The 21,794-nt window shown below is 43.0% G+C and carries 19 protein-coding genes; 12 read left to right on the top strand and 7 right to left on the bottom strand.

Annotation, left to right across the window (positions count from 1 at the left end):
* The first annotated feature begins 45 nt into the window (after window positions 1–45).
* The 4 genes from lipB to FTT78_RS03210 all read left to right on the top strand — a co-directional run bounded on the left by lipB (window position 46) and on the right by FTT78_RS03210 (window position 4,159).
* Entirely contained in the window at window positions 46–702 is a 657-nt protein-coding gene (gene lipB / locus FTT78_RS03225) for a lipoyl(octanoyl) transferase LipB (protein WP_004972253.1), read from the top strand.
* A 75-nt stretch (window positions 703–777) separates the two neighbouring features.
* A complete protein-coding gene (locus FTT78_RS03220; RefSeq protein ID WP_180043590.1) occupies window positions 778–1,311 on the top strand; it encodes a hypothetical protein in 534 nt (177 codons plus the stop codon).
* A 1-nt stretch (window position 1,312) separates the two neighbouring features.
* Window positions 1,313–2,497: an iron-containing alcohol dehydrogenase gene (locus FTT78_RS03215; RefSeq protein WP_104853139.1), complete on the top strand. Its 1,185-nt coding sequence runs from the start codon at window positions 1,313–1,315 to the stop codon at window positions 2,495–2,497.
* Between the two features lie 267 nt (window positions 2,498–2,764).
* A complete protein-coding gene (locus FTT78_RS03210) occupies window positions 2,765–4,159 on the top strand; it encodes an APC family permease (protein ID WP_004972258.1) in 1,395 nt (464 codons plus the stop codon).
* A 196-nt stretch (window positions 4,160–4,355) separates the two neighbouring features.
* Here FTT78_RS03210 and FTT78_RS03205 read toward each other — a convergent pair whose 3' ends face one another.
* The 7 genes from FTT78_RS03205 to rplU all read right to left on the bottom strand — a co-directional run bounded on the left by FTT78_RS03205 (window position 4,356) and on the right by rplU (window position 10,525).
* On the bottom strand, window positions 4,356–4,835 hold the full coding sequence (locus FTT78_RS03205; RefSeq protein WP_136144597.1) for a tRNA (cytidine(34)-2'-O)-methyltransferase: 480 nt from the start codon (window positions 4,833–4,835) through the stop codon (window positions 4,356–4,358).
* 92 nt (window positions 4,836–4,927) lie between these two features.
* Window positions 4,928–6,298: a siroheme synthase CysG gene (cysG, locus tag FTT78_RS03200; RefSeq protein ID WP_004972262.1), complete on the bottom strand. Its 1,371-nt coding sequence runs from the start codon at window positions 6,296–6,298 to the stop codon at window positions 4,928–4,930.
* A 63-nt stretch (window positions 6,299–6,361) separates the two neighbouring features.
* Window positions 6,362–7,633, bottom strand: a complete 1,272-nt coding sequence (gene serS, locus FTT78_RS03195; RefSeq protein WP_179996285.1) for a serine--tRNA ligase — start codon at window positions 7,631–7,633, stop codon at window positions 6,362–6,364.
* A gap of 120 nt (window positions 7,634–7,753) precedes the next feature.
* Window positions 7,754–8,551, bottom strand: coding sequence for an RsiV family protein (locus FTT78_RS03190; protein ID WP_131260689.1), 798 nt, complete (start codon window positions 8,549–8,551; stop codon window positions 7,754–7,756).
* A gap of 459 nt (window positions 8,552–9,010) precedes the next feature.
* Complete coding sequence (lolA, locus tag FTT78_RS03185) at window positions 9,011–9,709, bottom strand: outer membrane lipoprotein chaperone LolA (RefSeq protein ID WP_096902723.1); 699 nt, start codon at window positions 9,707–9,709, stop codon at window positions 9,011–9,013.
* Window positions 9,710–9,939: 230 nt separating this feature from the next.
* Window positions 9,940–10,194, bottom strand: a complete 255-nt coding sequence (gene rpmA / locus FTT78_RS03180; protein WP_004760935.1) for a 50S ribosomal protein L27 — start codon at window positions 10,192–10,194, stop codon at window positions 9,940–9,942.
* A gap of 19 nt (window positions 10,195–10,213) precedes the next feature.
* On the bottom strand, window positions 10,214–10,525 hold the full coding sequence (rplU, locus tag FTT78_RS03175) for a 50S ribosomal protein L21 (RefSeq protein ID WP_004972275.1): 312 nt from the start codon (window positions 10,523–10,525) through the stop codon (window positions 10,214–10,216).
* A gap of 472 nt (window positions 10,526–10,997) precedes the next feature.
* On the opposite strand from rplU, the gene sdsA reads away from it, so the two are divergent.
* From sdsA to FTT78_RS03135, 8 genes are all read left to right on the top strand, one after another.
* Entirely contained in the window at window positions 10,998–11,975 is a 978-nt protein-coding gene (gene sdsA, locus FTT78_RS03170) for an All-trans-nonaprenyl-diphosphate synthase (protein WP_104853134.1), read from the top strand.
* A gap of 12 nt (window positions 11,976–11,987) precedes the next feature.
* Window positions 11,988–14,048, top strand: coding sequence for a site-specific recombinase (locus FTT78_RS03165; protein WP_167845837.1), 2,061 nt, complete (start codon window positions 11,988–11,990; stop codon window positions 14,046–14,048).
* Between the two features lie 142 nt (window positions 14,049–14,190).
* Window positions 14,191–14,808: a phosphatase PAP2 family protein gene (locus FTT78_RS03160; protein ID WP_180043588.1), complete on the top strand. Its 618-nt coding sequence runs from the start codon at window positions 14,191–14,193 to the stop codon at window positions 14,806–14,808.
* 21 nt (window positions 14,809–14,829) lie between these two features.
* Entirely contained in the window at window positions 14,830–16,074 is a 1,245-nt protein-coding gene (locus FTT78_RS03155) for an efflux RND transporter periplasmic adaptor subunit (protein ID WP_167845836.1), read from the top strand.
* A gap of 13 nt (window positions 16,075–16,087) precedes the next feature.
* Window positions 16,088–19,267, top strand: coding sequence for an efflux RND transporter permease subunit (locus tag FTT78_RS03150; protein WP_004972283.1), 3,180 nt, complete (start codon window positions 16,088–16,090; stop codon window positions 19,265–19,267).
* Window positions 19,267–20,712, top strand: coding sequence for a multidrug efflux RND transporter AdeIJK outer membrane channel subunit AdeK (gene adeK / locus FTT78_RS03145; protein ID WP_179988562.1), 1,446 nt, complete (start codon window positions 19,267–19,269; stop codon window positions 20,710–20,712). Before FTT78_RS03150 ends, adeK begins: the two co-directional genes overlap by 1 nt.
* 141 nt (window positions 20,713–20,853) lie before the next feature.
* Window positions 20,854–21,210: a YbjQ family protein gene (locus FTT78_RS03140; RefSeq protein WP_004972285.1), complete on the top strand. Its 357-nt coding sequence runs from the start codon at window positions 20,854–20,856 to the stop codon at window positions 21,208–21,210.
* A 31-nt stretch (window positions 21,211–21,241) separates the two neighbouring features.
* A complete protein-coding gene (locus FTT78_RS03135) occupies window positions 21,242–21,703 on the top strand; it encodes a YbjQ family protein (RefSeq protein ID WP_004972286.1) in 462 nt (153 codons plus the stop codon).
* Window positions 21,704–21,794: the final 91 nt, after the last annotated feature.

Genomic DNA, 21,794 nt, shown 5'->3' with positions numbered 1-21,794 from the left:
ATAATAAAATCAATTTCTTGCTTTTATGGATAGGACTGCATCACTGTGGATACTGCACAACGGCCAAACCTGATTATTCGTCAATATCATGACCTGACTGACTATCAAGCTCGCTTTCAGGAAATGAAAGACTGGACTGAACAACGTGATGCAGACAGCCCTGACCAACTCTGGATTTTGCAACATCCGAATGTACTGACCCAAGGGCAAGCAGGCAAAGCCGAACATATTTTAATGGCGACAGATATTCCTGTGGTACAGACTGATCGTGGTGGTCAAGTCACATGGCATGGCCCAGGCCAATTGGTCGCCTACTTCATGTTTGACCTGAACCGTTTAGGCTGGAATGTCCGTACTTTGGTATCTTATGCTGAAAACTTGATGATTGAGCTGCTTAAAAAATACGGCATTGAAGCCTATGCCAAAGCCGATGCACCGGGGGTATATGTCAATGAACGGAAAATTGGCTCACTTGGTTTTAAAATTCGTAAAGGCCGTAGTTATCATGGTTTAGCCCTCAATATTGATTGTGACTTGACTGGTTTTCAAAGTATCAACCCTTGCGGCTATGCAGGTTTGGAAATGGTACGTGTGATGGATTTAGTCAATGACTATCCACATTTTGAAAACTTCTGCGCAGATATCATTGAAACTTTACAAAACAGCGGTTACTTTAATGACGTTCAAGTCATTCACGTATAAATGGCTTTCTTTTCAATAAGAAATAAAATAGAGTATTTACTCTAAATAATGATTTATAACACAGGGATTCAGCGCGTGATTTCAACTAAATCTGTGAAACCCGCTTTGCAACTGGCCTATGTCAAACTCATGATGGATGTGATTGGCAGAGGTTTAGTCATGGCAAGTCAGGTCGATGAAGAAATTAAACAGGAAGTTGCAAAATTCCCCAGCAACTTTGTGTTGTCTATGAAAGTTTTTCCGAATGGTCCAGCCTTTGTTGCCAAAGTCACTGCAAATCATCAATTAGAACTGTTACAGAATACGGCACAAAAACCCGATTTAACCATTACCTTCAAACACTTAAATCATGCATTTTTAGTGTTTTCATTTCAGGAAAGTACCGCACAGGCCTTTGCGCATGACCGCATGATTGCTGATGGTGATGTGTCTTATGCAATTCGCTTGGTACGTTGCCTGAATAAAATGGAAGCACTGATCTTGCCTAAATTACTGGCAGAACTGGCGGTAAAACAATATCCGACTGAACTCAGCTTAAAAGAAAAACTATCAGGTGCAGCCAATATCTATCTAAAAGTTGCCCAATCTTATTTCAAACGGAGTGCATAACATGGCGAAGCCTTATTACGAATTTTTTTGCCCAGTCAAAGTCATTGCAGGTCATGCAGCGCTTGAACATATTCCGTTTGAATTGGCGACACTCGGTTCGCAGCGTCCAATGATCATTACCGACAAAGGTGTGCGTTCCAACAATTTGCTTGCACCGATTGAAGCGGCTTTTGAATCTACCGATGCCGTGATTGGCTATGTTTTTGATGATGTCCCGCAAGATTCAAGTGTGGCAACAGTGCGTCGTGCGGCACAGTTGTACCGTGAAAATAACTGTGATGCCATTATCGCGGTGGGTGGCGGTTCAGTCATTGACACTTCTAAAGCCACCAATATTTTAGTCAGCGAGGGCGGTGATGACTTATTGCAATATTCAGGTGCGCATAACTTACCACGCCCACTGAAACCTTTTTTTGTGATTCCAACCACATCTGGAACAGGTTCAGAAGTGACTATGGTTGCGGTGGTATCCGACACAGAAAAGAACGTCAAAATGCCATTTGCATCGTATTACTTAATGCCACATGCAGCCATTTTAGACCCGCGTATGACGCAAACTTTGCCACCACATTTAACAGCAATGACGGCTATGGATGCCATGACGCACGCCATTGAGGCTTATAGTTGCATGGCAGCCAACCCAATTTCTGATGCTTATGCCACTGCAGCAATTAAAAAAATCAGCAATAACCTGTTCAATGTATTAGACAACCCAAGCGATGAACAAGGCCGTTTGGAATTGGCACAAGCATCTACTATGGCGGGCATTGCATTTTCAAATTCCATGGTTGGTTTAGTGCATTCCCTAGGTCATGCGTTGGGTGCTGTGGCACATTTGCCACATGGACTGTGCATGAATTTATTCTTGCCATACGTGTTGGAATACAACAAAGACGTCAATGCCGATAAAATTGCCGAGCTGCTATTACCGTTGGCAGGCGCAGACGTCTATGCGCAAACCCCTGCACATTTACGTGCCGATAAAACCATTGCGACACTCTTAGCTATTCGTGACCGCTTATATGCACTGACCAAATTGCCACGCACTTTACAAGAAACTGGTAAAGTCAGCGAAGCACAATTAGATGAAGTCGCTGAAAAAGCCCTGAACGATGGTTCGATTATTTACAACCCGAAAGAAGCCAATTTAGAAGAACTCAAAGCTATCTTAAAAAAGGCTTGGTAATTCCTACAAAATAGGCGAACATAGCCGAAAATCTAGCCTGATGTTTTTCTAAACATCGGGCTTTTCATTGGTAGACTGCTGCGTCTGATGTTTTTTCATCAATATGGCGTTTTTTCTGCTAAAAAAGAAAGCAAAGATACTGACAAGGCGCGTCATTATGGAGTAGATTGGCGCGTTTTTACTTTTTATGTAGGGGGGATTGTTCGTCTCAAACAATCCTGAACAAACATGACTGATCCTTGATCAACGATTAAGAGGATAACGCCATTGACAAATATCTCTGGGACTCAATCGGCAGCTAAACTGCAAAAAACGCTAGGACTCTGGCACATTATTATTATTGGTTTAGCCTACATTCAACCGATGACGTTATTCGACACTTTCGGCTTAGTATCGGAAGAAAGTCATTTTCACGTACCCACATCTTATATTTTTGCACTGGTTGCCATTCTTTTAACTTCTTTAAGTTATGGTCATATGATTCGTCGTTATCCTTCTTCTGGGTCGGCGTATACCTATGCACAAAAATCGATTCACCCCAACGTTGGTTTTATGGTGGGTTGGTCATCTTGGCTAGATTATTTACTCTCGCCAATGGTCAACATCATCTTGGCGGTGATTTATCTGGAAGCCTTATTCCCTGATGTGAATCACTGGATTTGGGTAGTGGTACTCACGGCATTTATGACGGGTGTCAACTTGCGTGGTGCGCGTTTTGTCGCCAACTTTAACAGTATGATCGTTTTGGTACAGTTGGTGGTCATTGGCGTATTTACATGGATGATGTACACCAAACTTCAGGCAGGTTTCAATGCCGATGGTCCAATCACTGCCGAGCAACGCTATCAGTTATGGAGCTTAGAACCTTTCTGGAATGAACTGACTTCGGTAGGCGCATTGATTACAGGTGCAACCCTACTCTGCTTTTCATTTACAGGTTTTGACTCACTCAGCTCGCTTGCAGAAGAAACCAAAGACACTGAAAAAACCTTACCGAAGGCAATGTTCTTAACTGCGCTGATTGCGGGTGTGATTTTTATTGTCAGCACCTATTTCATGCAGATTTTCTTCCCGAATGAACCAGGCAGCTACTTTAAAAATATTGCTGAAACACAGCCAGAAATTCTGCTCTTGGTCGGCGGCTCGTTGTTCCAGTCATATGTGCTTGCCTTTGCTATTGTAACGGTAATGGCATCGGGTATTTCGGCTCATGCGGGCGTATCGCGTTTAATGTACGTGATGGGTCGTGATGGCGTGATCAACAAAAAAATCTTTGGTCATATCAGCCCACGTAGCTATACACCTTCATACAATATTTTAATTGTAGGTGCTGTGGCGTTAACTGCTGGTTTTATGAACTTGGATTTTGTCATTTCATTAATCAGTTTTGGTGCCCTCACCGCATTTAGCTTTGTGAATTTATCGGTGATTTCACGTTATGCGCTACGTGATGGTCGCACCAAAGGCTTTAAAGACCTTCTCAATTTTGTGATCGTACCGTTGTGCGGCTTTATTGCAGTCTTTGCTTTATGGCTCGAAGTCGATGAAACTTCATTGAAGTATGGCTTATGGTGGGCGATGTTTGGGGTTTTATACCTCGGTTATAAAACCAAAGGCTTTAAACACCCTGCTCCGCAGCACAATGAGTTTGATGATCGCTAAGACAAATAGCATCTCAACCTCTTAAGATCAGGCGCTTTATGCGCCTTTTCTTATGCCTCAAATGGGTTTCAGCTTTAAAGCAGCAAAATAGCGAAAATAAAAAAGCTGAGTACAATTTTGTCTCAGCTTTTTATCTATCAATTGTACGCATTGATGCTAAAGATCGCATTAAATTTGAAATGAATTGATGCTCAAATTAGAGCAATGCTTTAAAACCTTGCTGACGCCATGCCTCATACACAATCACAGCCGTTGCATTAGACAAGTTTAAACTGCGTGAGTTTTCTGCCATGGGTAAACGAATCCAGTGCTGCTGCGGAAACAACATGCGTACTGCTTCTGGCAAACCACGTGTTTCAGGCCCCATCAACAAGGCAACAGGTCGGTTTAAATCCGAAGTATGTGGTGTTTCTGTGCCTTTGGTGGTTAATGGATAAATCGCATCCAACCCCACGCCTTTGCTGTCTAAATTAGCCAAGCATTGCTCAAGATTGTCCCAAATTTGCATACGTGCCCATTCATGATAATCCAAACCTGCACGTTTCAGCTTTTTATCATCCAGCTCAAAACCCAATGGCTTAATCAAATGCAATTGCGCACCTGTATTGGCACACAAACGAATGATATTGCCTGTATTGGCTGGAATTTCAGGCTCATATAAAACAACGTGGATCACAAATTTTCTCTACTTTTCACAATCCCTCCTCAGCTCCCTTTAGAAAATGTGGGAACTCCCCTCTTTTTAAAAGAGGGGTTGGGGGAGATTCATTACCATTTCAACTGTTCACGTAAATTGACCACTTCACCAATAATGGTCAAGGTAGGTGCCTGAATGTGATGCTGTGCGACTTTACTGGCAATATCCGCCAACGTCCCCACCACCACTTTTTGTTCAGGTGTCGTGCCTTTAGAAATTAAGGCGACAGGCATATCCGCCCGTTGTCCATGTGCAATCAGTTTTTCACAAATGCTTTCTAAGCCAACCAAGCCCATATACAGCACCAAAGTTTGCTGTTCATACACCAATTCTGACCACGGCAATTCAGGCGAACCTTCTTTTAAATGTCCAGTAAGAAAACGCACACTTTGCGCATAATCTCGATGAGTCAGTGGAATACCTGCATAAGCCGAACAGCCCGAGGCTGCGGTGATGCCTGGTACGACCTGAAATGACACACCTGCTTCATACAATTCTTGAATTTCTTCACCGCCACGCCCAAAAATAAACGGATCGCCACCTTTTAAACGGCAAACTCGCTTACCTGCTTGTGCATATTTCACCAATAATGCATTGATGCCTTCTTGCGGTACAGCATGGTTAGAACGTGCTTTTCCGACATAGACTTTTTCGGCATCACGGCGACACAATTCTAAAATAGGTGCAGACACCAAACGATCATAAATCACCACATCGGCTTGCTGCATTAAACGCAAGGCTTTTAAGGTCAGTAACTCAGGATCACCTGGCCCTGCACCAACCAAATACACCTCGCCTTTCGGTGTTTGCCATTCCGCTAAAGCCTGTTGGATACTTTGGTTTGCAGCGTCAAGATTGTCGTTGAACACCTGTTCTTTAAGAGGACTGGCATATAGCTCCTCCCAAAAAATACGGCGCTCATCTGGATTTACAATTTTCTGTTTTACTGCGGCACGCCACTGACCTGAAAACTCTGCCAGTTTGCCCATACCATGCGGAATGGTACTTTCCAGTTGTGTACGAATTTGACGTGACAATACAGGCGATGTGCCATTACTCGCGACTGAAATCACCAAAGGCGAACGGTCAATGATGGCAGGCACCATAAAACGGCAATGTGGTGGATCATCAACACTATTGACCAGCACATTTTCGGCTTCGCAAGCTGCAAAAACTTGCTGATTGACCAAATTGTTATCCGTTGCAGCAATCACCAAACGATAGTGACGTAACGCAGTAGATGGACTAAAAACATCCTGTACATACTGCCCCTGACTTTGTTGCACCAGTTGCAATAAATTGACATCAATTTCAGGGGCAAGCACATCAACTTTTGCGCCCGCTTTAGCCAGTAACACCGCTTTGCGATAAGCAATATGCCCACCGCCCACAATCAGACAAGGTTGCTGCTGCAACTTTAACGAGATTGGAAAAATATCCACACTAAACCTCAATATTTAAATCTGATTGTAAGCAATTTCATCCTAAGTCGACCTGCACTCAACTTAGTCAATAAACTCTAAACCGCCCATGTACGGACGTAATACTGCAGGAATTTCAATTGAACCATCGGCACGTTGATAGTTTTCCATAACAGCCAATAAAGTACGTCCTACCGCCAAACCTGAACCGTTTAATGTATGCACAAATTCAGTTTTCTTTTGGTCGGCACGGTAGCGTGCTTTCATACGACGCGCTTGGAAATCCCCCATGTTTGAGCATGATGAAATTTCACGGTAAGTGTTTTGACTTGGCACCCAAACTTCTAAGTCATAGGTTTTGGTTGCGCCAAAGCCCATATCGCCACCACATAGAATAATTTTACGGTACGGTAAACCAAGTGCCTGCAAAATACCTTCTGCATGTCCAGTCAATTCTTCTAAAGCCTGCATTGAGGTTTCTGGTTTTACAATCTGCACCATTTCGACTTTATCAAATTGGTGTTGGCGGATTAAACCACGAGTATCGCGACCATAAGAACCTGCTTCGCTGCGGAAACAAGGGGTATGAGCGGCATATTTTAATGGCAAGCGTTCAGGATCAATGATTTCATCACGCACAAAGTTGGTTACTGGAACTTCGGCAGTTGGAATTAGATAGTGTTCTTTTTCACCTTGTAGCTTGAACAAATCTTCTTCAAATTTAGGCAGCTGACCAGTACCACGCAATGAATCTGCATTGACCAAATACGGTACATACGCTTCGGTATAACCATTTTGAACAGTATGCGTATCTAACATGAACTGTGTAATCGCACGTTGTAAACGCGCCAATGGCCCTTTCAGAACGCTAAAACGAGAACCTGTTAATTTGGTTGCAGTTTCAAATTCCAAACCACCCATCATTTCGCCAAGGTCGGTATGATCTTTAATTTCAAAATCAAACTGGCGTGGTGTGCCCCATTTCAATACTTCCACATTATCAGCTTCATCTTTACCTTCAGGCACAGACTCATCTGGCAAGTTTGGAATAGACAATGATTTAGCTTCTAACTCATCTTGTAACTCTGCCAAAGCCACTTCAGCGGCTTTGATTTCATCGCCAATAGCAGCCATGCGAGCCATAATTTCAGAAGCATCACCACCTGCTTTTTTAATCTGACCGACTTGTTTTGCGCCCGAATTACGCTCTGCCTGTAATGCTTCGGTTTTAGATTGCAATTCTTTACGACGTGCTTCAAGTGCTGCCCACTCTGCCACATCTAATTGCACACCACGTTTTGCCAAGGCTAAATTTACAGCCTCAATATTATTTCTGAGTAATTTCGGGTCAATCATAGCCAATCTTGGAATAAGAAAAAAACTGGCTATAGTGTAAGCGCTTCGGGTTAAAAAATACAGTAACCCGATTCACGGCTGCACCTTATTACAGCAATCTCTGCGTATTTTTGTGCAATTTTATTGGCTAGGATACTGCGGCAAACTTGGCAAATATTCAGACTTTATTAATTTTTCTGTCGCGTAGTAAGGCAGAATCAACTCAGGCATACCTTCTGCATAAGATGCCAATTCATACAACGGGTAGACAAAGACCAAACCATTGGCGCCATAATAAAAATTATCGCTCAGTTTAAACTTTTCACGGGAAATATCATGTTCATCTAGCCAGTTATAATTATGGTTAAATAATTCTTCTGTCATTTTGGCTTCCGTATTGGGCAGCATAATATCTTGCAACGCCAAACGCTTTTTCTGTTTTAAATCAAAAGTCACAAATTCTTGGTGATGAATACCATGTGCTGCACCCGCAGGGTAACTATAGCTTTGCAAACTAAACGTCGCTAAATTGGCATGTTGCCCGATATAACGCACATAGCTCGAACTCTGACTCAGTCGCATAGGATCGGTTTCTTCTACCTTTGGCGTTGCAGTTGATGCCGCAGCTTCAGAAAATGCAATTGGGTCTGCCTTTTGCAAACGCTGCATAAAATATTCATCAATCCACGCCACATTGGTTTTTACTGTCTGAATATCGTAAGCAGTACAGCCTTCTTCATCACAAATTTGCTGTTGTGGCAATTTAAGCGCCACCACTTTAGCTTGAATCACAGGAATCTCGGCTGTGACAGATGCAGGCGCAGCTTGCTCAGTTTCGGTTTTAGAAGTTGCCTCACTCTTTGGCTGACATGCAGTCAACAACAGAACCGAACTTAAAGCGACAGCACCCAAAAACACCTGTGATTTTAAATATTGCATTAAATTCCCCTTCTACCACGATTCATAAAGTCCAATGATTAGAAATGCAAACCTGCACAAATCTTGCGATAAAATTGCTTCAATTGAATTAGTCAAGACTATAGATAACTCTCGCTGTTCAATCCTAGAGCAGTTGTGTAACGGAATAATCGGGGGATAAAGTTGCTTAAAATTAATGCTCATATTTTTGTATGATTATTTTTATTTTTTCATTATAAATCAAAATATTGATAACACATCATTAGTGCAAAATGATGATCTGTGATGACTCAGTCTATATCCTGCATACTGCAAAATGTGAATTATCCCAAGATTTATCCACAGAAATTGTGGATTTCTCGGGAAGAATATTCAAATAAATTTCCGCTATGCTGAAGCTGAAAACCTTCTCCCTGTGGGAGAAGGCTAGGATAAGGAATAACAAATTATGCTTTTAAAAGAATGTATGAAAACATTCAATTATTGATCAATAATGTCCGTGCCTTTTGGTGGAGTAAAATTAAAAGTTGAGGCTGGTATCGCCGCATTGACTTTTACATTATTAAAGCGCACATGCGTGGTTTGTCCCAATGAGTCCTGTAAAATCATTAAGGTTGGCGCGTTACGCGCACCAAAACTAATGGTTAAACTCTGAAATACGCCATCATCACTTTTTGGGTATAAGGTGTAATAAGTCTTTGACTTATTCGGCTGGGTCACACGATACGACTGCATGATTTGATTGGTATTGCCCGAAAGCAACAACGCAGGCGTATTTGCCACTTGATCATCTAGGCTTTGGCGTACAGCTTGTTGTAAGTCTGGGTCATAAATCCATACGGTTTTACCCGTAGTCACAATTGTTTGTTTGGCTGGACTGGTGGTTTCCCAAAAGAATTTACCTGGACGCTCAACTTTCATAACCCCTTTAAAATTCTGGTTCATGTGCTGTGCCGATAAACCACGGTTTGGCAAAGCCTTGCCATTGTTGCTAACTTTTGTGGTTTGCTCAAAATTGGCGGTAAAACTTTTAATACCATTCAATTGTTTAACAAGGTTTGCTGTCGCTTGTTGCTCCGATGCTGCCACTGGCGCAGCAAACACTGTAGTACTCATGATTGGCGCTAAAGTGGTTGCACCCAATGCCACAGCACACATCGTTTTACGAAGCATATTCATAGATTCACCTTTTTATATTTGCTCAATCGCAATGTTTTGGATGTCCCATCTTAAACCAATTTCTGGCGCTAATATGATAGAAAATAAGAAGTTTTGTATGCTTATTAATATAAAATGTAGAAATTTATCCATCATGATGAAGAACTAAAAGTTATCCTTTGACCCTAATTTTCCATCATACAAGCATAAAAAAACCCACAATCACTTGTGGGTTTTTTCACTATTTCAGCTTACGCTTCAACAGATACGTAGCGACGGCCAAATTGACCTTTCACTTCGAATTTTACTACGCCGTCAGCAGTAGCAAATAAAGTATGGTCACGGCCCATACCTACGTTTGCACCAGCGTGGAATTCTGTACCACGTTGACGAACGATGATGTTACCAGCAGTTACAGTTTGACCACCGTAAACTTTAACACCTAACATCTTAGGATTCGAATCACGACCGTTCTTAGTCGATCCACCGGCTTTTTTAGTTGCCATGTCTATTTACTCCTAGTGATTAGCCTGCAATACCAGTAATTTTCAACTCGGTAAACCATTGACGGTGACCTTGTTGCTTACGGTAGTGTTTACGACGACGCATTTTAACAATACGGATTTTGTCGTGACGACCATGACCAACCACTTCTGCAGTTACTTTAGCGCCAGCAACAACTGGAGCACCGATTTGAACGTTGTCACCGTTTACAACCATTAATACGTCATCAAACGTAATAGTTGCGCCAGTTTCAGCTTTCAATAATTCAACTTTAAGGGTTTCACCCTCAACAACACGGTGCTGTTTACCACCGCTTTGGATTACTGCGTACATAATGTACTCCAAACATGCCCGTGTCGTCGTGCCGATAAAGGGATATATCGATCTTAAAACGAACGCCACTGGGGGTTATTCAAGGGCAAAGATTTTAAGCGATATTCGCACAAACAACAAGCCATTTACGGCAATTATTGCACAACAAGGTTGATTATTTAATACCCAGCCGCGTAAATGACTTTCTGCAGCCTCATCCATATTCAATGGATCAATCAATACAGACAGATTGTGTTGGCGTAAACTGCTGTGCTTGTTAAAATCATGCCCAACTTGAGCAAATAACTGAATTTACCCACAAAGTTATTGACTTCGTTTTCTAGTAGAATTAACAATTACAGCATTTGGCAGGTGCCTAACTATTGCATTCATTGCGTTATTTTCGCAGACTTAAGCAGTTTTCTTGGCTGTAACATAAGTTACAACTGATTCAACTAAGTTGTCATTCAATATTATTGAGGTTTCTCTTCACATGACCATCGACTTTAAGCAAGACATTCTCGCCCCTGTTGCTTCTGATTTTGCCGCGATGGATACATTTATTAATGAAGGGATTACCTCTAAAGTCGCGTTAGTGATGGCGGTTAGTAAGCATGTGGTCGAAGCTGGCGGTAAGCGCATGCGTCCAATTATGTGCTTACTTGCTGCCAAAGCTTGTGGTGCAGAAGATTTAGAGCGTCAACGTAAACTGGCTGCAATTATTGAAATGCTGCATACCGCAACTTTGGTGCATGATGATGTGGTGGATGAGTCTGGTTTACGTCGTGGTCGACCTACTGCTAACGCCACTTGGAATAACCAAACAGCGGTTTTAGTCGGTGACTTTTTAATCTCCCGCGCCTTTGACTTATTGGTCGATTTAAACGATTTGGTATTGCTAAAAGACTTTTCTACAGGGACTTGTGAAATTGCCGAAGGTGAAGTTTTACAATTACAGGCACAGCATCAACCTGACACTACAGAACAAATTTATTTAGACATTATTCACGGCAAAACTTCACGTTTATTTGAACTTGCCACTGAAGGTGCAGCAATTTTAACAGGCACGCCACAGTACCGTGAGCCGTTGCGTTTATTTGCAGGACACTTTGGCAATGCCTTCCAAATTATTGATGATATTTTAGATTACACATCAGACGCTGAAACATTAGGTAAAAATATTGGCGATGATTTAATGGAAGGCAAACCAACTTTGCCTTTAATCTCTGCATTAAGAAATACCACTGGCGAACAACATCAAATTATTCGTCGCAGTATTGCGACAGGTGGTACTTCTGACCTCGATCAGGTTATTGCCATTGTGCAGTCCTCTGGCGCTCTCGATTATTGCCGCCAACGTGCCACAGAAGAAACAGAAGCCGCTATTGCCGCTTTAGAAGCACTGCCAGACTCGGAGTATCGTCAGGCCTTAAAGAATTTAGCCTTATTGGCTTTACATCGCATTCAATAATTTAAGCAGCTTATGCATATAAAACTCAACGATTTATTTAGAAAAATGCAAGAACAGCTGGATACACCAAAAGCTGTTCTGGATGAAAATCTGCTGATTGAACTGGTCAATCGTATCCGTCCAAGTGACACTCAAGATTTAGAAGAAACTCATCAAAAGTTTCAAGCTTTCTTACAAGCCTTGCTGCTGACACCCGATGCCAGCTCAACCTTGCAACATTTTGTTTTACGTCTAATCAATCAATACAAACAAACCAGTTTATATGCCGACACGGGAATTTTATCGCTCGATGGTTTTTGGAATCAGTTGTTTCAGCGTTTGGGCGCGCACTTTTTACCGCTGATTAATGATGAAAGCCAACTGCAAGATTTAGTCCGTCGAGTTTTTCCACTACGTAGTGATAAATACTGGCTCGACAATATTGAAGATACCGAATGGCAGCAATTATTTACTTTACTGAATCGCGGACATGGCGGACAAACACAAAAACGCCTGATTCGCAGTGAAATTATTAAAGCTCTAACAGTGCTGTCATATCGGGTCAGCGGCATTGGTTTATATCCTGAATTTATTAGTGCCTATCCTGAACTAAGTGAATATGATTCACCTTTTTTGGCACAAAACCGCGAAATCAACGAGTTTATTCAGCTTTATAAAGTTGCCGATCAACAACACGATCAAATCAGTGCCATTCAACCACCCGATGCCTCTCAAGCTTTGGTGATGATTGACCAATGTCATGATGTCAGCAGTAAAATTCGTCGTGCCACCAAACGAACTGGCGTCAGCATCAGTCTGACCTACTTATTGTCTTTACTTGAACAATGTTTAGAGCGGATTGAACTGTTGCTGAATTTAATCGTGGCGCAAGACAAAGTCCGTTATGTTTCGGCAGGACAATTACTGGTAGATGTAACTGCGGCATTGTATAGCGAACGCAGTGTACGCTCCTTGCTTGCAGAAAACAGTGAGTTAATTGCCTTACAAGTCACTGAAAATGCTAGTAAAACGGGTGAGCATTATGTAAGTACCGACAAAGACGGCTTTTGGGGCATGTATAAAGCTGCGGCAGGTGCAGGTGTTTTAATTGCCACGATGGCGACTTTAAAAACCCTCGCCTCGCGTTTAGTGCTCGCTCCGATGATGCAGGCCATCATCAACAGCATGATTTATTCATTTGGTTTTATGCTGATTCATGTCTTGCACTTTACTGTTGCCACCAAACAACCCGCAATGACTGCTGCAGCATTGGCTTCTACGGTACAGCATCGTAAAGGCTCTAAAATGGCACAAATTGCCGAACTTGCTGCCTTAATTATTAATATTATCCGCACGCAGTTCGTCGCCATTTTGGGCAATATCTCGATTGCCATTCCAGTCGCAGCCTTAATTGCTTTTAGTTGGGATGCCATGTTGCATGAACCGTTGATGTCACATGCCAAAGCATCCAATATGCTGCACGACTTGAATCCGTTTACTTCACTTGCCATTCCACATGCCGCCATTGCAGGGGTATTTTTATTTCTGTCTGGTTTGATTGCAGGTTATTTCGATAACATGGCCGTGTATCGTAAAGTCGGGCCACGCCTAAAAGCCCATCTGCATTTAAAAAAGCTACTCGGGCAAGAACGTCTCAATATATTTGCCAATTATATAGAACGAAACTTAGGGGCTTTGGCAGGTAATTTCCTGTTCGGGATTATGCTCGGCAGTACCGCCACACTGGGTTATATTTTGGGTTTACCGATTGATATTCGCCACATTGCCTTCGCTTCTGCCAACTTTATTCAGGGTTTAATGAATATTAATGGCTCACCTGAAATTGGCCTGATTATTGTGTCCTTTTTAGGCGTACTACTAATTGGTTTAACCAACTTATTTGTCAGCTTTACTTTAACCATTATTGTGGCATTGCGTGCGCGTCGGGTACGTTTTGAACAGTGGAAACCTTTGGCAAAATTGGTGCTGACTCACTTCTTAACCCGTCCAAGTGATTTCTTTTGGCCACCGAAACAACCAATTACAGTGGATGACGATGCATCCTCAAATACTGAACGAAATGCTAAAATTTAGTGCACATTTACATTGCGCACAAAGTAACAAAAAAAGAAATTCTTCTCATTTACATTGGCTTGAAATAAAGTGTACTGACTAGTACACTTTATTCCATTCATCAACCGTGCTCAAATCGGTTAAACTTACAGGGATTTTTAGCATGCCTAAAATACTGCTTTATCTCGGTAGTTTACTATTTATAATCAGTGTGTTAGTGCTAAACATTCCAAGTTGGCAACAATTTGATGTTGCCAGTGTGGAGTTTTTAAGTACCCAGCGCACCGCACATTTGAATCAATTGGCAATCACACTTTCTGTATTAGGTGGCATGCCATTTGTATTATTTTTAACCTGCCTATGGTGTTTCTATTTGGCATGGTATAAAAAATACACAAAAATTGTTTTTATCAGTGTAGGACTGGTCGTAAGTATTGCGCTTTCATGGCTGCTCAAATACCTATTCGCGCGACCTCGCCCGCCTGAAGCATTGCATTTAGTGGAAACTTTTGGCACATCATTTCCAAGCGCCCATAGTTTCTATGCTGCAACTTTAGGTTGTTTGGTGATTTACCTGAGTTTGCAACATTCAGCGCATAAAATTTTATCTGTATGTGCATGGTTGTGGATGTTGCTGATGGGCATTTCCCGTGTGTATCTGGGAGTGCACTATCCTTCAGATGTCCTCTCTGGTTGGAGCATAAGTTTTATTTGGATCACATTGTGGTATCTGTTTTGCGCTCAATATCTGCAAGACAAACCAATATATAAGTTTAGATAAAAATCTAATAGAGGTGAAAGAATGATGTCTGCAAAGCTTTGGGCTCCTGCCCTGACTGCTTGCGCATTAGCCACAAGTTTAGCACTTGTGGGTTGTAGCAAAGATCCAAAAGATGCACAGCAAGCAGGTGCAGCTCAGCAAATGCCACCGACTGAGGTTGGCGTACTGGTGGCACAGCCACAAAGCGTGGAACAGTCTGTAGAACTGTCTGGACGTACCACAGCCTTTGAAATTTCAGAAGTTCGCCCACAAACCAGTGGTGTGGTTCTGAAACGCTTATTTACCGAAGGCAGCTACGTACGTGAAGGTCAGGCGCTTTATGAAATTGACTCACGTACCAACCGTGCCAGTCTAGACAGTAGCCGTGCAGCACTTACCCGCCAGCAAGCGCAATTGAATGTGTTACGCATTAAAGAAGGTCGTTACCGTCAGTTGGTGGGCAGCAATGCAATCTCTAAACAAGAATATGATGACATTGTGGCACAAGTAAAACTTGCCGAAGCCGATGTTGCTGCGACTCAAGCAGAAGTACGCAATGCCGAAATTAACTTAGGTTATTCGACTGTACGTGCCCCAATTTCAGGGCAAACCAACCGCTCTACTGTGACTGCAGGTGCATTGGTTACGGCTAGTCAGGCGGAACCGTTGGTGACGATTCAACGCTTAGACCCAATTTATGTAGACATCAATCAGTCCAGCGCAGAGTTACTACGTTTACGTCAGCAATTGAGCCAAGGTAGTTTAAATAGCAGCAACAACACCAAAGTAAAATTAAAACTTGAAGATGGCAGCTACTACCCTGTTGAAGGTCGTTTGGCTTTTTCTGATGCCAGCGTGAACCCAGAAACAGGCACCGTGACTTTACGCGCCGTGTTCCCAAATTCAAATCATTTATTATTGCCGGGTATGTTTGCCACTGCGCAAATTGTGCAAGGTGTGATTCCTAACGCAATCTTAATTCCACAAGCTGCGATTAGCCGTACCCCAACAGGTCAGGCAATGGCAATGATTGTGAATGCCAAAGGTATTGTTGAACCGCGTCCTGTGACCACAGTTGGTACGCAAGGCAGCAACTGGATTGTGACTGAAGGTTTGCAAACTGGCGATAAAGTGATTGTCGAAGGTATTGCCAAAGTAAAACCTGAACAGCAAGTGGTCGCTAAGCCGTATCAACCGCAAGGCGCTGCTGCACCAGCAAAATCGGGGGATGCCAAACCAGCCTCAGAAGCCCAAGCAACTGAATCAAAAGCTACTTCAAATACATAAGGAGTAGACGTTAATGGCTCACTTTTTTATTCATCGCCCCATTTTTGCATGGGTGATTTCATTGGTAATCATGTTGGCGGGGATTATTACCCTCACCAATATGCCAATTGCCCAATATCCGACCATTGCACCGCCAACGGTCACCATTGCTGCAACCTATCCGGGTGCATCTGCTGAAACTGTGGAAAACACAGTAACGCAAATTATTGAACAACAAATGAACGGCTTGGATGGTCTGCGCTATATTTCATCCAACAGTGCGGGGAACGGTTCTGCATCCATTACGTTAAACTTTGAACAAGGTATCGACCCAGATATTGCACAGGTTCAAGTACAGAACAAATTGCAATCTGCTACGGCGCTCTTGCCTGATGATGTGCAACGTCAAGGCGTGAAAGTGACCAAATCAGGAGCGAGCTTCTTACAGGTTCTCGCTTTTTATTCACCTGATGAAAGCCTGTCTGCCGATGATATTAAAGACTATGTTAACTCTAACATTTCTGAACCGCTGAGCCGTGTTGCAGGTGTGGGTGAAGTACAAGTCTTTGGTGGCTCATACGCGATGCGTATTTGGATGGACCCTGCCAAAATGGCGAGCTTGCAAGTCACACCAAGTGATATTGCTCAAGCGATTCGTACCCAAAACGCACAGGTTGCGGTAGGTCAATTGGGCGGCGCACCTGCAATTCAAGGTCAGGCTTTGAATGCTACAGTAACTGCGCAAAGCTTGCTGCAAACACCTGAACAATTCAGCAATATTTTTCTAAAAAATACCGCTTCAGGCGCTCAAGTGCGCTTGGGTGATGTGGCACGAATTGAACTTGGTGCAGACAACTATCAGTTTATTTCTAAATACAACGGCAAGCCTGCGGGCGGTGTCGCAATTAAATTATCTACAGGTGCTAACGCCCTAGATACTGCTGCTGCTGTGGAAGAACGCCTCAAGCAATTACGTCCTAACTACCCTGCGGGTTTAAAGGATGAGTTGGCTTTTGATACCACGCCATTTATTGAACTTTCGATTAAGAGTGTTGTTAAAACCTTAATTGAAGCGATCATTTTGGTCTTTATTGTGATGTTCCTGTTCTTGCAGAACTGGCGCGCCACAATTATTCCAACTATGGCCGTACCTGTGGTGGTACTGGGTACCTTTGCCGTGATCAACATGTTTGGCTTCTCGATTAACACCCTGACCATGTTTGCCATGGTACTGGCGATTGGTCTATTGGTCGATGACGCAATTGTCGTGGTGGAAAACGTAGAACGTGTCATGGTCGAAGAACATCTTGACCCTGTGGCGGCGACTGAAAAGTCGATGAAACAGATTTCAGGCGCACTGATCGGGATTACCTCGGTATTGTCTGCGGTATTCGTACCTATGGCATTCTTTGGTGGGACTACAGGCGTTATTTATCGTCAATTCTCAATTACGCTTGTGACTGCAATGGTGTTGTCACTGGTCGTAGCGTTGACCTTTACCCCTGCCCTATGTGCCACGATTCTTAAACAACACGATCCAAACAAGCCTGAAAGCAACGGTATTTTTGCGCGTTTCTTCCGCTGGTTTAACCGCAGTTTCGATAAGCTCTCGGTTAAATATCAAGGTGGTGTTAACCGCATGACGCATCATAAAATCTTCTCGGGGGTTTTATATGCAGTGGTACTGGGCATTATTGTGTTAGTGTTCCAAAAACTACCATCATCATTCTTGCCTGATGAAGATCAGGGCGTGGTGATGACATTGGTACAACTCCCACCAAATGCAACTTTGGAACGTACTGACGCCACCATGACCAGCATGACCAACTTTTTCAGAGAAAATGAAAAAGAGCATGTGCAGTCGGTATTTAGTGTTTCAGGCTTCTCTTTCTCAGGCGTTGGTCAAAACGCAGGTATGGCGTTCATTAAGTTAAAAGACTGGAGTGAGCGTACAAGCCCTGAATCTCAAGTTGGTGCAATTATCCAGCGTGGTATGGCACTGAACATGATTGTGAAAGATGCCACTTACATCATGCCATTACAGCTTCCTGCGATGCCAGAATTAGGTGTCAGCTCAGGCTTTAACTTGCAACTGAAAGATGCTGCGGGCAATGGTCATGAAAAACTCACCATGGCACGTAATATTGTGTTGGGTGAAGCGTCTAAAGACCCTCGCTTAATGGGCGTACGTCCAAATGGTCAAGAAGATACACCTCAGTACCGTATTATTATTGACCAAGCGCAAGCAGGTGCGGCAGGTGTCAGCATTGCTGAAATCAACAGCACCATGGGCATGGCTTGGGGTGGTTCGTACATCAATGACTTTATTGACCGTGGTCGCGTGAAAAAAGTCTATGTGCAAGCCGAATCTGATTCACGCATGATGCCTGAAGACCTGAACAAGTGGTATGTCCGCAACAACCGTGGTGAAATGGTGCCATTCTCAGCCTTTGCAACAGGCGAATGGACTTATGGTTCACCTCGTTTGGAACGCTATAACGGCGTATCTGCCAAGAACATTCAGGGTGCACCTGCGCCAGGTGTCAGCTCTGGTGAAGCCATGCAAGCGATGGAAGAAATTGTCGCAAAACTTCCATCTATGGGCTTAAACGGCTTTGACTATGAATGGACAGGTTTATCACTTGAAGAACGTGAATCGGGCGATCAGGCACCATTCCTCTATGCACTGTCATTACTGATTGTATTCTTGTGTTTGGCAGCCTTGTATGAAAGCTGGTCTATTCCATTCTCGGTGCTGTTGGTGGTACCGTTGGGTATTGTCGGAGCATTATTGCTCACCTTCGGGGGCATGATCTTGTTCAAAAACCCGAACCTATCCAACAACATTTACTTCCAAGTGGCAATTATTGCCGTGATTGGTTTATCAGCCAAAAACGCGATTTTGATTGTGGAATTTGCCAAAGAGCTACAAGAAAAAGGTGAAGACCTGTTTGAAGCGACCTTGCATGCTGCAAAAATGCGTTTACGCCCAATCATTATGACCACTTTGGCCTTTGGTTTTGGTGTATTGCCGCTTGCACTTTCATCAGGTGCGGGTGCAGGTAGCCAACACTCAGTAGGTTATGGTGTGTTAGGTGGTGTGATTAGCTCAACCTTGTTAGGGATCTTCTTTATTCCTGTATTCTATGTCTGGATTAGAAGTATCTTTAAATACAAACCAAAACAACAAAATAATCAGGAGCATGTATCGTGATGCAAAACTTATGGTCGCATACAGGCCGTGGTATTGCGGTTTCTGCCCTCGCGCTTGCTTTGACAGCTTGTCAAAGTATGCGTGGGCCAGAGCCCGTCGCTCAGGCAAGTATTCCAAGCAGCTATACTGCTGCTGCATCGGGTACTTCAGTGGCTGAACAAGGTTATAAAGATTTCTTTGCCGATCAACGCTTATTACAAGTTTTGGATATGGCATTGAACAATAACCGTGATTTACGCACAGCGACGCTGAATATCCAACGTGCCCAACAAGCCTATCAAATTACCGAAAACAACCAGTTACCTACCATTGGTGCTAGCGGTGGCGTACTGCGTCAAGACCAAGGTACTGCTTTAGGCACACACACACGCTATAACGTTGGTTTAGGTGTAACTGCCTACGAACTAGATTTTTGGGGTCGTGTACGCAGCTTAAAAGACAATGCATTAGATAACTTCTTGGCAACTCAAAGCTCGCGTGATGCCACACAAATTGCCTTGATTGGTCAGGTGGCGCAAGCATGGCTCAACTATTCTTTTGCCAATGCCAATTTAAAACTGGCAGACCAAACCTTAAAAACACAGCTTGAGTCTTATAACCTCAACAAAAAGCGTTTTGATGTCGGCATTGATAGTGAATTACCTGTCCGTCAGGCACAAATTTCAGTTGAAACTGCACGTAATGATGTCGCCAACTACAAAACCCAAGTCGCGCAAGCACAAAACTTGCTGAACTTGTTGGTGGGCGAACAAGTTCCAAGTGCGTTATTGCCAACGCAACGTGTGACGCGCATTACCAAAACTACCGCAATTGGCGCTGGCTTACCAAGTGACTTGCTGAATAACCGTCCTGATATTCGTACTGCAGAGTATCGACTATCGGCTGCGGGTGCCAATATTGGTGCAGCAAAAGCACGTTTATTCCCAAGCATTAGCCTCACGGGCAATGCAGGCTATGCATCAACTGACTTGAGTGATTTGTTTAAATCAGGCAGTTTTGTTTGGGCAGTGGGCCCGAGCATCGACTTGCCAATTTTTGATTGGGGCACACGCCAAGCCAACATCAAAATTTCAGAAACGGATCAACAAATTGCTTTGGCTGACTATGAAAAATCAATTCAGTCTGCATTCCGTGAAGTGAATGATGCTTTGGCAGTTCGTCAAAATATTGGTGATCGTTTAGCGGCACAAAAACGCTTGGTTGATGCGACCAATACCACTTATAAATTATCTAATGCACGCTTCCGCGCAGGCATTGACAACTATTTAACCGTGTTGGATGCACAGCGTACGTCTTATGCAGCAGAACAAGGTTTATTGTTGTTGGAACAAGCCAATTTGAACAATCAGGTGGAGTTGTATAAATCTTTGGGTGGCGGTGTGAAAGCCAATACTTCAGATGCCACATCACAACCTGCATCATCGGCAGAACGTAAAGCGCAATAAGTCTTTGCGTCTACCTTAAATTTGCTGCTTAACAGCTCAGATATAAAGACTAAATCAGCTCACTTCGGTGGGCTTTTTTATTGCTTTTTGCAAGCACATTTCATATCTTCAATACGTCTTGTTTTTAAATATTAGAATCTTATGTTGCTTAGTAATCTTGAATCTGTACCAGGTCATCGTATTTCACGGCAAATTGATGTGGTCTATGGCAGCACCGTACGCAGTAAGCATGTGGGGCGTGACTTCTTGGCAGGACTCAAAAATATTGTCGGTGGTGAATTAACGGCTTATACCGAATTACTAGAAGAATCACGCCAAGAAGCGATGGATCGTATGATTGCTAAAGCACGTGGTTTAGGTGCCAATGCTATTGTTGGGATTCGCTTTTCTACTTCAAATATCGCTCAAGGTGCTTCGGAATTGTTTGTTTATGGTACAGCAGTGGTGGTCGAGGCAGATATTCCTAAACTTCCAGACCCATTTCCAGCATCACACTAAAGCAAAGATTATTGAACAGGAATAACATCACATGGATAATTTAATTCTGCAAATTGTTGTCTTTGCGATTTTATTTGCCGTAGGCTTTGGTTTTGGGCGACACAACGAACGCAAACATTTCAAATATTTAGCCGAGCAAGAACTGCGTTTAAGTTATATTCAGATTGATAATAACCGCTTCCAGACCAGTCCCAATTTTGGGCAATTGATACACAGCAATGTGGTCATTTCTCATGATTATTTTAAGTTTGTGATTGCCAATATTCAGAACTTCTTTGGCGGGCGCTTGACCAGTTATGAAAGTATTGTCGAGCGGGCGCGTCGTGAAGCCATCGTCCGTTTAAAATTAGAAGCTGAAAAAATGGGCGCAAATCATATTATGGGGCTGCGTTTAAGCACCACAGAATTGGGGATGCAAGGCGGCATGGTCGAAGTCTTTGCTTATGGAACGGCGGTTCAAAATAGCGTTAGTCAATTCTCTGCAAAACGCTGAGTACATCTTTCAGCGTTTGTAAAGAATTTAGTATAAATACTGATCTCGATAAGGCTGAGGAATTTGATATTGCCGACCATCAAATTTTAAA

The organism is Acinetobacter sp. YH01011 (assembly GCF_013420785.1).
Taxonomy (GTDB): domain Bacteria; phylum Pseudomonadota; class Gammaproteobacteria; order Pseudomonadales; family Moraxellaceae; genus Acinetobacter; species Acinetobacter towneri.
This window is presented reverse-complemented; position numbering and strand designations above follow the sequence as displayed.

What these genes read in the sequence shown, in the direction of transcription:
- FTT78_RS03150 (WP_004972283.1), top strand. Translation starts at nt 16,088, where the DNA reads ATGGCTCACTTTTTTATTCATCGCCCCATTTTTGCATGGGTGATTTCA.
- lolA (WP_096902723.1), bottom strand. Translation starts at nt 9,709, where the DNA reads ATGAATATGCTTCGTAAAACGATGTGTGCTGTGGCATTGGGTGCAACC.
- FTT78_RS03215 (WP_104853139.1), top strand. Translation starts at nt 1,313, where the DNA reads ATGGCGAAGCCTTATTACGAATTTTTTTGCCCAGTCAAAGTCATTGCA.
- rplU (WP_004972275.1), bottom strand. Translation starts at nt 10,525, where the DNA reads ATGTACGCAGTAATCCAAAGCGGTGGTAAACAGCACCGTGTTGTTGAG.
- FTT78_RS03160 (WP_180043588.1), top strand. Translation starts at nt 14,191, where the DNA reads ATGCCTAAAATACTGCTTTATCTCGGTAGTTTACTATTTATAATCAGT.
- FTT78_RS03155 (WP_167845836.1), top strand. Translation starts at nt 14,830, where the DNA reads ATGATGTCTGCAAAGCTTTGGGCTCCTGCCCTGACTGCTTGCGCATTA.
- rpmA (WP_004760935.1), bottom strand. Translation starts at nt 10,194, where the DNA reads ATGGCAACTAAAAAAGCCGGTGGATCGACTAAGAACGGTCGTGATTCG.
- sdsA (WP_104853134.1), top strand. Translation starts at nt 10,998, where the DNA reads ATGACCATCGACTTTAAGCAAGACATTCTCGCCCCTGTTGCTTCTGAT.
- FTT78_RS03140 (WP_004972285.1), top strand. Translation starts at nt 20,854, where the DNA reads ATGTTGCTTAGTAATCTTGAATCTGTACCAGGTCATCGTATTTCACGG.
- FTT78_RS03190 (WP_131260689.1), bottom strand. Translation starts at nt 8,551, where the DNA reads ATGCAATATTTAAAATCACAGGTGTTTTTGGGTGCTGTCGCTTTAAGT.
- serS (WP_179996285.1), bottom strand. Translation starts at nt 7,633, where the DNA reads ATGATTGACCCGAAATTACTCAGAAATAATATTGAGGCTGTAAATTTA.
- FTT78_RS03135 (WP_004972286.1), top strand. Translation starts at nt 21,242, where the DNA reads ATGGATAATTTAATTCTGCAAATTGTTGTCTTTGCGATTTTATTTGCC.
- FTT78_RS03165 (WP_167845837.1), top strand. Translation starts at nt 11,988, where the DNA reads ATGCATATAAAACTCAACGATTTATTTAGAAAAATGCAAGAACAGCTG.
- adeK (WP_179988562.1), top strand. Translation starts at nt 19,267, where the DNA reads ATGCAAAACTTATGGTCGCATACAGGCCGTGGTATTGCGGTTTCTGCC.